8 protein-coding genes are annotated in these 11,563 nt (G+C 57.2%); 2 read left to right on the top strand and 6 right to left on the bottom strand.

The features are described from left to right. Positions 1-240: 240 nt before the first annotated feature. The 6 genes from ABIK48_01270 to ABIK48_01245 are packed head-to-tail and all read right to left on the bottom strand — an operon-like array spanning position 241 to position 8,894. Positions 241-1,407 carry a class I SAM-dependent rRNA methyltransferase gene (locus ABIK48_01270; GenBank protein MEO0020793.1) on the bottom strand — a complete coding sequence of 389 codons (1,167 nt, stop codon included), beginning with the start codon at positions 1,405-1,407 and terminating at the stop codon, positions 241-243. Between the two features lie 5 nt (positions 1,408-1,412). Then, entirely contained in the window at positions 1,413-3,035 is a 1,623-nt protein-coding gene (locus ABIK48_01265) for a DHH family phosphoesterase (protein MEO0020792.1), read from the bottom strand. Further along, positions 3,032-4,570, bottom strand: a complete 1,539-nt coding sequence (locus ABIK48_01260; protein ID MEO0020791.1) for a bifunctional UDP-sugar hydrolase/5'-nucleotidase — start codon at positions 4,568-4,570, stop codon at positions 3,032-3,034. Before ABIK48_01260 ends, ABIK48_01265 begins: the two co-directional genes overlap by 4 nt. A 6-nt stretch (positions 4,571-4,576) precedes the next feature. Further along, entirely contained in the window at positions 4,577-5,677 is a 1,101-nt protein-coding gene (locus ABIK48_01255; protein ID MEO0020790.1) for a hypothetical protein, read from the bottom strand. Positions 5,678-5,686: 9 nt separating this feature from the next. Next, positions 5,687-8,071, bottom strand: a complete 2,385-nt coding sequence (locus ABIK48_01250; GenBank protein ID MEO0020789.1) for a helix-hairpin-helix domain-containing protein — start codon at positions 8,069-8,071, stop codon at positions 5,687-5,689. A 4-nt stretch (positions 8,072-8,075) separates the two neighbouring features. Next, positions 8,076-8,894 carry a hypothetical protein gene (locus ABIK48_01245; GenBank protein MEO0020788.1) on the bottom strand — a complete coding sequence of 273 codons (819 nt, stop codon included), beginning with the start codon at positions 8,892-8,894 and terminating at the stop codon, positions 8,076-8,078. Positions 8,895-8,996: 102 nt separating this feature from the next. Here ABIK48_01245 and mnmG point away from each other — a divergent pair, with 102 nt between their 5' ends. Both mnmG and ABIK48_01235 read left to right on the top strand, forming a co-directional pair. Continuing rightward, complete coding sequence (gene mnmG, locus ABIK48_01240; GenBank protein ID MEO0020787.1) at positions 8,997-10,889, top strand: tRNA uridine-5-carboxymethylaminomethyl(34) synthesis enzyme MnmG; 1,893 nt, start codon at positions 8,997-8,999, stop codon at positions 10,887-10,889. Continuing rightward, positions 10,886-11,563, top strand: coding sequence for a 4Fe-4S double cluster binding domain-containing protein (locus ABIK48_01235; protein MEO0020786.1), 678 nt, complete (start codon positions 10,886-10,888; stop codon positions 11,561-11,563). The genes mnmG and ABIK48_01235 overlap by 4 nt, the downstream gene beginning before the upstream one ends.

Genomic DNA, 11,563 nt, shown 5'->3' with positions numbered 1-11,563 from the left:
GGGGGCTAGCCCCGGTCCGGCTGCAGGTCCTGCCCCGACGCTCGCTCAGAAGCCTGACGCCAGCCTCAGTTCAGGCCGAACTCCGCATCCCAGTTCAACCCCTGTCTCGCCCTCGGTTTTCGGTTCTGCTGTCTGCCCGGCTCCCCGCAGTGTCCTGCCACCGGTCGCCCGTGTCTTCCTGCCGGATCCTCTTCTGGTGATATCAGACTCAATCTTCAGCAGAAAGGTAAAATTTCAGGTCTAATTCACCTGAACAATGAGACAGCGCAGGTATTCAGATTCGGGCATCTGCGGCAGAACCGGATGGTCCGGGCCCTGAGTGGAACGGTCAAGGATAACAAACTGCCGGTTAAGTTCGGCGGCGGCATTGCTGACCACATCCAGCAGGTCCTGCCAGAACAGATAATGGGAACAGGATGAAGAGACCAGAATCCCGCCGGGTTTCAGTAGTGCCAGTGCCAGCCGGTTGATCTTCTCATAGCCCCGGATCCCGGACACCTTCTGCTTCTGGCTCTTGATAAATGCGGGCGGGTCAAGATTGATCAGGTCAAACCGCTCACCGCACGCCTGAAGTTCCTGCAGGTATTCAAAGGCATCGGCGGTGACAAACCGGCAGCGCGCCTCAACCCCGTTCAGGCGGGCGTTCCGCTCTGCCCAGCGGCAGGCTTCGGACGAAATATCAACCGCAATCACCTCGGTTGCCCCGCCCAGTGCCGCATTAATTGCAAAGGAACCGGTGTAGCAGAACACATCCAGCACCCGGCGGTTTCGTGCCAGACGCCGGACCTTCCTGCGGGTGAGCCGGTGGTCGAAGAAGTAACCGGTCTTCTGCCCGCCGGCGATGTCCACATAAAACCGGACTCCATTCTCCGAGATGATGAGGTCCGGATTCGGCTGACCGTATAGCAGCCGTTCCCGGCGCTCCAGTCCTTCGGGCTCCCGGAGCTTGATGTCATCCTTCTCATAGATCGCCTTTGCCGGAAACAGCCGGCACAGCGCACTGACCACCATTTCGATGCGGCGGTCAAACCCCGCAGCATAAACCTGAACCGCAAAGTGATCGCCATATTTGTCAATCACCAGTCCGGGCAGAAAATCACTCTCTCCGAATACCAGCCGGAAATCCTGTTCCTGAGGCAGTTTCTGCTGGCGCCGCCGATGCGCTGCCGTCAGCCGCTGAACCAGCAGCTCCTCATCCAGCTCCTCATCGCGGAACGAGTAAAGCCGGACCCGGATCAGCGAATCGGGATTGAACATCCCGGAACCGACCAGCCTGCCGTGCTCATATACCCGGACCAGATCACCTTTACCCGGCTCCCCTTCAATTCTCTTAATTTCATCCGCGAACACCCAGAGATGGCCGCGTGCCGATTTCCGGCGGGTAATGGAAATTTTTGCCGGGGACACAGGATTTATACGGGCTGGAGATCAATGAGCCAGAGCCGGCACAGGTCATCAACGGAATACAGGACCGAATAGGAAATCTCCGGCTGAATCTCCAGACCGCTCCGACGGCAGAAGAGAACCAAATCCGGGCGGGTGTCAGGCACAAAGCCCTTATCTTGGAGAATCAGGCGGACCGGCTCGGAAATCAGAACCGGCTCCGGGTTCCCCTCCCCAAACGGTGCCAGCCGGCAGATCTCGGTATTGAACCGGGAAAAGGGCAGGGCTGCATCTGCAGTCAGCTGATTCTCCGGCATGATTCTGCCGGCAAAGTTTTCGTGGGCGAACCGCTCCGCCGAAATGATGAACTCATCCACCCGGTCCGGGCTGATGGTAAATCCGGCTGCCTTCTTGTGCCCGCCGAAATCAATAAAGAAGTTGCGGTGGGCACGCAAAAGCTCCATCAGATCCACACCCTCAATACCCCGGCACTCGCCGACCCAGACATCATCCCGCCGGCCGATGACAATTGCCGGCACCTGATACCGGTCCTTCAATCGTGCGGCACTGAACCCCAGCGCCCGGAGCGACAGCTCCGGATGCTGAACAAACAGAATGCCGTCACCGAGCCGGACATGCGCCTGTGCCAGCTGAAATGTCCTTTCCGCCTCCTGCCGCCACTCCTGACTGCGGACTGTCAATTCTTTCACCCACGCCTGCACTTCTGCCAGATCCCGGGAAAGAAATTTTCTTACCCCCTCACTGCCGTTCGCCGCGGCAAACAGCGGCAGCAGCTCAGTAAGAAATGTTGATACCGTCAACGGTTCATTCCCGTTTCTCAAGTTGTCCAGCACCGCGCGCAGCGCCGGCAGCCTGGTCTTCATCAGCCGGTCAAACCCCAGTTTCACCAGAATGCGGTTTTCACCGGTCAGGGGCGCCCGGTCCGCCACTGTCCCCAGTGTCACCAGCTCCAGCAGCTCCGGCTGAGCGGAAACAAACTGAGTAACGCTCAAGCCGAGCCGGTGTGCCACCAGCCCCATCATCAGCTTCAGTGCCACGCCGGCACCGGTCAGCTGTCTGTAGGGATATTCGCTGTCACTGCGCTTCGGATCAACCACCGCCAGCGCTGGCGGTAAAGGCATGACCACCTCATGATGATCCGTGACAATTACCTCCACCCCCTGCTGTCTCAGCCCGGCAATATCGCTGTGATTGGAAATTCCGCAGTCAACCGTGATGATCAGCCCCGGTTTCTTTTCTGCCGGCAGACCTGCCACCAGCCGGGCATCAAGCCCATGCTTATCTCTGCCCTTTACCGGAATATGATAATCAACATCCGCCTGCAGACTGCTCAGCACCTTCACCATGACCAGAACCGCAGTAATCCCGTCCAGGTCATCATGCCCCCAGACCAGAATCCGCTCCCGGTGTGCAATCGCCTGCTGAATCCGGTTCACTGCCGGCTCGAAATCCGGCAGGAGCTCGCTGGGATGGAGGTCGGAGAGGCGCGGGTGCAGCCAGATGCGAACATCGTCTCCGGTCGTAACCCCGCGCACAACCAGCATCCGGGCAAACTCCCGGGAAATACCACACCCCTCAGCCACACTCTGAATCTGCCTTTCGTCCGCCGGTTTCAACTGCCAGATTTTCATTGGTCAATCAGCACAATTCTGCCCTCAATCCTGGCATCCACCGGAGAATGACGCCGGATGTAGTCCGCCAGCACATCGCGCAACGGGAGAAAGCTGTCCTCCAGATCAGCGCCCTCAGCAAAGATGTGGTATTCACCGGTCCCGGACGCCAGATAGGAATTGGTTGCCAGAGTATAAATCCGGTTCGAGTCAAGCGGGGCACCATTAACTTCCACCCACAATACTCTTTCCCCGATCGGCCGCTTCAGCGAGTATCTCATTTTCACCCCTGAAACCTGAAAGATTGCATGATGTCCGTTTACCGACACCTCCAGAATCTCCCTGATCTGTCTGCCGGTATACCTGCCGGTAACCACGGTATTCCCGAAAACATCCACCTGATAAATGTGGCGATAGGTCACCGGACCGGCAGGGATGTTTGCCCGGATACCGGCGGAATTGTGCACCGCAATTTCCGTGCCGAAGCGCTCCCGCATGGCATCGGTAATCAGATTCCCCATCGGTGTTTCGGTAAATCCGCCCCGGGTCAGCTCACGCCGTGAATAGCCCAGAACCTCATCAAACCCCTTCTCCGCAGTCTGCCGGATTGAATCCAGCCGCCGGGAATAAATAGAATCCATGGGCACCTCATCGGCGAGCAGATCAATCAACCTGCCCTCATAACCGACAATGCGTCGACTTCTGGTGTCAAAACGGATATCCAGCACCCCGATTGAACTCAGTTTTGAATACGCCTGCTGGATGATGACATGGTTCTTCGGACTCTCGTAAGGCGGCTCAACACCGGTATGGCTGTGCGCACCGATAATCACATCCACCCCGGATACTGAATCGGCAAACCGCTGATCGTGGGTGTAACCGATATGATTGAGTGCAATGACGATCTCAGCCCCGGCTTCCCGCAGTTTCGTCACCTCTTCCCGGGCAATATCATAATAAGGGAGAATATTAAGCCCGCCCGTCAGCGACTCGTTCACCATACCGTAAAGATACTTGGTCAAAAACCCCAGGATGCCAATCTTGATACCGCCCCGTTCAAAAATGCAGCTCCGCTTCAGATAACCGGGCGGACTGTCGCCATCCGGTACCCGGACATTGGTTGCGATCCAAGGAATCCGGGAGGAATCAGCCAGCTCCTTCAGCACCTGCCAGCCGAAATCAAAATCGTGATTGCCAGGCGCAACCGCATCATACCCTGCCTGCCGGAAAAAGTCGATGACCGCCTGGCCGCGGGTGAAATCCCCTACCGGCGTTCCCTTGAAGATATCACCACCATCCAGCAGCAGAAATCCGTATCCGTGCCGAACCGCTGAATCCCGCAACTCCCGAATTACCGTCACCGCTCCTGCGGCGTTAGCCAGCGGGGGCGGAAAGTTGTTATCCAGCCAGTAAGCCTCAGCCGGCAGCAGGGCCCCATGGATATCATTGGTATGGACAATAATCAGATGCTGAATTTCAGCATCTGCCGCAGCGGTGACCAGCAGCAGACTGACGAACAGCCCGAAACGGCGGAACTTCACCTGTTTTCTTCCCATCTGCCCCTAAATATCATAACGGAAATTAAGCATCAGACAGATTCGGTCCTGATAAACCCGTATGTCTGCCGGTTCCACCGGCAGGGCAAAATCTCCGGCATCAAGTTCCTCCCGGCTCGCCTGAAGATTAAAATCCAGCCGCAGCCGGCTGACATCAAATCCAAGCCCGAACCGCCCCAGAAGCCGGTGCACCGCGGAATTGGAAAAGAGCGGGTCGACACCGAACCCGTAGCTCATCCGCACCCGATTGAGCAGCCGATGCTCAATCCCCGCCCGCACGCTCAGCACATTCCGGAAACCGGAATCCACTTCAGACCAGCCGGACAGCTTTGCCTCCGCAAGCATTCTTGCTGGCAGCGCACCCGGGACATTCAATTCCGCAGCGATACCGGCACACCAGGGTAGTTTCCTGAGTGCATCTGAATCCTCGCTGCCAAACCGGACACCTGACTGGTAACACGCATCCACCCTCCAGCCGGCGCGGGAAACAAACCCCGCACCTGCCTGCCAGCCCGCACCCCTGATGCTGTTTTTCAAGCTGACCACTGAGGTCTCCGGTACCCGGATGTGCACCTGTTCCAGTCTGCGCTGACCATAAAGATATCTTCCTCCGGCACCGATCTCAAGCCACGAAACCGGACTGTATCCGACCGCAAGCACTCCGTTCCAGATGCCGCCTGACTGCTCAACCCGGTCCTCACCGATTTTCACATAAAAATCGTCCAGATATTCCTTCAGGTACTGATAGCTGAAATCCCGGATCTGTGCCAGCCCGGCACCGAAACCGAATCCCCTCCAGCGATAAACACCGGCAAAAGGTCCGAAATACAGCGACCAGCTGATGTTATCTGCATACGCCGCCTCGCCGATCGTATTCTCAAACTGGTCGTATACCAGCCGGGTCCGCTCCTCGCTCAGCATGCTGCTGCCCAGTCCGGCAAAGACTGCTGCTCCGCGGTAACCCGTCAGTTTTGAAGGATAAAGGAATATGCCTGATGGCTCAACAGTCAGCTCCTCGCCCCACCAGTTTCGCACCGGCACACTGGCAAATGCACCGGTTCCACCGGCAAGTAAGCTGAGCAGAACTTTCCAGAATCTCAATTTCACTGTACCTCCTCACCAGAGAAAATCAATCTGCAGCCAGATATCAAACCGCCGGCTCTGACTCATAAAATCCCGAACCGGCATGCCTTCCGGATAATGGATGCCCTCATTTCCACTCAGCCCGGTATGGGGAAATATGCTTAACTTCTGCCGGAACTTCAGGTAAACAAGGAGATTATTGGTCAGGCGGTTAGTCAATGCCAGATACCACTTGCACCCGTCGCCGTCAACAAAATCAATCCCGTTGTCCTCAAACATCCAGTTCGACATGCCGCCGCTGCGCCAGCCGGCAATTCCCAGCTCCCCCTGAAAATCGTCCGAAAAATTGTGCTCCCACTGCACGAGCACAAAGTCGCCGTCAATACTCGCCCGGTCATCGTATTTCATCGTTGGCGTCAGCCGGGTTCTGCTGTACCGCAGTTCGCCAGTCAGATAGTCCCAGTTGGAAAGCGAAACCAGTGCCCGCAGTGAGGACTCAAGGGACAGTGAGCCGGTTCCCAGCACCAGCCTCGGTCGCTCCTTCAACTGAACCTTCTGCCGGAAGCGCAGCCGCAGTGGAAAAACCGGGCGGTATTCCATTTCCGCCTGAAACCGGAAATTGTCCGCCCCATATGCAAGGTTGCGCCAGACATCAAGATAGGCACGGGTAAAGGTAATCTGCCGGGAGATCTGATAGCGCATCTCGGCAAAAAACCCCTGCTCCGCTTTGGGCATCGGGAAATTCTGGAGCGCAGCATACGCCGGGTCAATGAGCCGGTAGGGCTTTTCCAGTGGTGTATCCTCAAACCGCAGCTCCTCACAGAACCCGCGGTTATACGGATTGACATAACTGACATCATAATGCCGGTAAAGCACGGTCAGATTCAGCAGATCATGCTGCAGATAACCCTTCAGCAGATAGGCACTGCCACCCCGATGCTGATGAGCAACCTCCCCCTCCAGGGCAAAATTGTTAATCACCGTCCGGAAATCGGCAGAATAAAACAGCCGGGTTCTGCCCGTATCCAGCCGGGCCCAGTTCGGATCATCAATGACCTCCGCATCACCAGGAAGTTCAAGATAGCGGGCAGCCGGTTGCAGACTCCGGCTGGTGCGGGAAAAAAGACCGTTTACACCCAGGCGCGTTCCGAGTGGCAGAAACACCAGCTGGGAAAGATCAGCGGACCAGCTGGCTCCGGCATCGGTCTGACCGAATAAATTTTTAAATGTCGGGTAGCGTGGTGTGGAAATGATATACCAGTTTACCGTGCTGTCCGGATTTAGAATTCCGTCCCGCTTTGCCAGCGAATAAAATCCCAATAAGCCGGACCGATATAATTTCAGCTCAACCGCCGCTCCTCTGAGCCCAAAACCGGGATTTTCATTCAGCTCGCCGAAAAGCCCGGCGGTTCGCTTATGCGTCCTTGCCATCAGCTCAAAATTGTTATCGATTAAAAGTCCCTGCCCCAGAGTCAGCCGGTAATCACCGACGAGCAGCCGCCGGACCGGACCGATTTTGTCAACAGTCACATACCCCCTGACACCGCTGAAACCCGGCTTTTCGTATAAATTCTGCTCCACCAGTCCGCCAGCCCGGATCTGTTCACCAATCCGTGCCCGTAACCGGTGGCGCATTATGCCCGTATTGCCCATGTTTTTTCGAAACTCCAGCTCCTGGGTCAACCTCTCCCGGTAAAATGCCAGCTCCGGCTCGGTAAACCCAGCCTCCCGGAACCGGGCGCTGTCCTGAACCAAGCTGTTCAATGCTGCGGTAAACTCCTCTGCACTGGTAAGCACCTCCCAGTCCTGCCCGCTCTCGTATTTCAACCGGTAGTTCCCGCTCCAGATCCTGACCCGGGCAGTATCAGCCCGGTCCTGAAAGGTCACATAATTCCGCATCCCCCGATACCCATAGGTTGAAAGACCGGGAACCTGGCTCGCCAGATCCCGACGGCTCGTGATCCTCCCTCCCTGCCGGATGAAATTCACGACCGCCACCGCATCAACCAGCGACACATTCTCCAGCAGCAGCAGCTCATCTACCGTTGCGCGGTTAATGTTGAGCGGATCCAGCAGCAGATCCTGCCACTCCTCCACTACCGCCCTGCCCGGACTGTCCTCAGCTGCCAGCCGGCGCTGAATCCGCTGGACATTCTCTGTTGCCCGCTCCTCCCAAGTCCGGGGCCGGATGTAAATCACCGGCTTCAGCTCATCCAGTTTCTCGGGGGTAATTCCGGGAACCTGCAGCAGATCATAGATACTGTTGAACCGGCCGTAAAGCTGCAGATACTCATAGATCCGGTCCGCGGTCATGGAATCCACCGGCAGCTGACCGATTTCCGCCCGGTTTGCCCGGTTGATATCCAGCTGATTATCTGCTGTCCACAGACCCAATAGCCAGACAAAGACCAGCAGCATCAGGCTAAAATTTCACCCGCAGTCCGAAGTTATGAGTAAAGGGTAGAACCGGATGGGTGATCAGCGCATAGTCAATTCCGACCCGCCGCAAACCGGTACTCAGTCCGAAGGCGAACCGGACCGGTTCATTCTGGACACCGGCACGCAGGATAAGATAATCGGAGACAACCTCAAACTCCTGCCCCAGAGCAATTCTGGTAGGCATCCCGGGCTCCTTGCTCACCTGCAGCGATGACTGAATGCCCTGCCGGGGAGAAAACCCCAGTCCCAGGACAAGCACTGACGGCAGTTCTGAAGAACCGATTTTCGGCAGGTTGATATTATGACCATAAAACCCCACGGTCCAGTAACGGGCAATCCGGGCAAAGAGGCTTACATCCAGGCCCAAGGCATATCCGGAACCCAGCTCCTGCTGAACGAGATTATAGCCGTTTATTCCGTAACCGAACGCCAGTCCCTCTGCCAGTAAAAAGCCATGTCCAAGCTTGAGCGAACGCTGGGACTGAAGCTCAAAACCGGTCTCCTGGACCCGCCCTGCCAGACAACCGAACCGGCTCAGGGGGAGTGCCAGACCGGCATGGAATGTGTGCAGATTCACCCCCACCCCGCTGTAAAGCAGCTTGTAAAAACTCTGAAACTGTCTCTCCCGGACAAAGGCAAGCCCCGCAGGATTGAAATCGAGCGCACTGAGATCATCCGCCACCGCACAGAAACTGCCGCCCATCCCCTCTGCCCGGACTCCAGATGCATTTTCCTCAAAAAGGGCATAAACCGGCATTACCGCCATTCCCAGCAATATAAACAGGGGCAAGAGCGTCCGCATGGTTAAACGATTTTAACCTGAACCCGATTGGTGTCAAATCTGAATATCACCCAAGAGACGGCTGATTGACATTTCCCTCAGGAGAAACTAAAATCAGCTGTGATGCCGGCGGAAAAATTTGATGTCATCGTGGTCGGTGCCGGCCATGCGGGATGTGAAGCGGCACTGGTTAGTGCCCGGCTGGGCATAAGAACACTGCTTTTAACTCAGAACCTGGACACTATTGCTCTGATGTCCTGCAATCCCGCGGTTGGCGGCATCGGCAAGGGACAGCTCGTCCGGGAGCTGGATGCGCTCGGTGGGCAGATGGCACAGGTGACCGACCTTGCGGGCATTCACTTCCGCCAGCTGAACACCAGTTCGGGCAGAGCGGTCCGTTCCTCCCGGGTTCAGGTTGACCGTCAGCTCTACCGCCAGCTCATGCGCTCAGTTCTGGAAAAAACCGCAAACCTCTTTCTCCGGCAGGGAACCTGCGCCCGGGTTCTCACCCGGGGAAAAACCGCCATCGGCATTGAAACCGAAACCGGCGAGAAGTTCTACGGCAGAACGATAATCCTTGCGCCCGGGACCTTCCTTTCCGGGCTGGTCCACATCGGACTGGTCAGCTTTCCCGCCGGCAGACTGGGCGAGGCACCATCAAACCTTCTGAGCCGGAACCTGCAGGAACTGGGCTTCCGGATCGGCAGATTCAAAACCGGCACCCCGCCCCGGCTTGACATCCGCACCGTCAGGCTTGATGTCCTGCAGAAACAGGAGGGTGACGAGCCACCCCGGCCGTTTTCCTTCTGGACCGGACAGCCGCTCCGGAACCGGGCGGTCTGCTATCTCACTTATACTACCCCCAAAACCCACGAAATTGTCCGGAAGGGTCTGAAATACTCCCCGCTCTACACCGGCGTGATCAAGGGCCGCGGCGTCCGTTACTGCCCCTCAATTGAGGACAAGGTGGTCAAGTTCGCTGAACGGGAACGCCACCACATCTTCATTGAACCCGAAGGCACCGACACGATCGAATGCTACCCCAATGGCATCTCCACCTCACTGCCGGTGGAAATTCAGGAAAGGATGCTCCACTCCATCCCGGGTCTGGAGGAATGCCGGATGCTCCGGCCCGGATATGCGATTGAACACGACTATTCTGACCCGACCCAACTCAACCCGACCCTGGAGACCCGGCTGATCCGGAACCTCTTCTTTGCCGGTCAGATTAACGGCACGACCGGTTACGAGGAGGCGGCGGTTCAGGGACTGGTTGCCGGCATCAATGCGGTGTTGAAGGTCAGAGGCAAACCGCCTTTTGTTCTCTCCCGGACTGATGGCTATATCGGGGTCCTGATTGACGACCTGGTTACAAAGGGCACCGATGAACCCTACCGGATGTTTACCGCCCGGGTTGAGTTCCGGCTGCTGTTGCGCGAGGACAACGCCGACCTCCGGCTCGGACCGAAGGGTTATGAGCTGGGACTAGTCAGCCCGGAGCGCTTCCGCAAGATCGAGGAAAAAAATCAGCAGTTCCAGAAGGGTATGCAATGGCTGCGCACCTGCCGGATCAGACCTTCAGACCGGGTCAACCGGATCCTTAAGGAGATCAAAACCGCTCCGCTTCAGGAACCGGCTTCAGCCCTAGAACTGCTGCGCCGGCCCGAAATTACCTGGCAGAGTTTGTGCCGGCTGACCGAATCCGCACCCCAGCTGCCCCTGCCGGTTCAGGAGCTGATTGAGGTTGAGGTCAAATATGAAGGCTATATTGAAAGGACAAAACGGCAGGTCGCCCGTTTCCAGGAGCTGGAGGAAATCCGAATTCCTCCCGGCATCGATTACTATCAGATTCCAGGGCTGTCCACTGAAGTCCGCGAGAAACTGAGCCGCATCCGACCCGCATCGGTCGGTCAGGCACAGCGGATTCCGGGAATAACGCCGGCAGCCATCTTTGCCCTTACGGTATATCTTGATAAAAAACCGGCAACGAATATAATCGTTAAGGAGCCCGAATGAGCCTGATTCGCCTGCGTACCGAACTGGAATCACTTGCCCGCGCCCGGGGTGCGGCGCTCATCGGCGTTGCCGACCTGCGCAAAATCCGGACCGACGACTTCCTTCTTCCCCGCACTACGCTTGACCGGCTGCCCTATGCGATTGTCCTCGGGGTCCGGCTCGCCCGCGAAATCCTCGAGGCCCTGCCTGATCATCCGGATCTGCTCTACGAACATCATTACCGCCAGGTCAACTTCACCCTCGACCGGATTGCCCTTGACATCACCATCTGGCTTCAGCACAACGACTACCGCGCCCTGCCTATCCCCGCCTCCCAGTTTGTTGACTGGCAGAACCAACGGGCGCACCTCTCCCACAAGCGGATTGCAATTGAGGCCGGGCTCGGCTGGCTGGGCAGAAACAATTTGCTCGTCACCCCGGAATACGGTGCTCAGGTCCGGCTCGTCACCATCCTCACCGATCTGGAACTGGAGCCGGGCACACCGCTCAACCGGGACTGCGGTGAATGCCGCAACTGCATCTCGATCTGCCCTGCGGGTGCGATCCGGGAAAAACCCGAGGAGTTTGATCATCAAGCCTGCTTTGAGAAACTCAGGGAATTTCAGCGCCAGCACTTTGTCCATCAGTTCATCTGCGGGCTGTGTGTCCGCGCCTGTCCGGGCAGCCGCGACTGA

The sequence above is a fragment of the candidate division WOR-3 bacterium genome, from assembly GCA_039801085.1.
GTDB lineage: Bacteria > Hydrothermota > Tepidihabitantia > Tepidihabitantales > Tepidihabitantaceae > JAOABP01.
The sequence above is the reverse complement of the archived record's forward strand: the minus strand, read 5'-3'. Positions and strand labels throughout refer to the sequence as shown.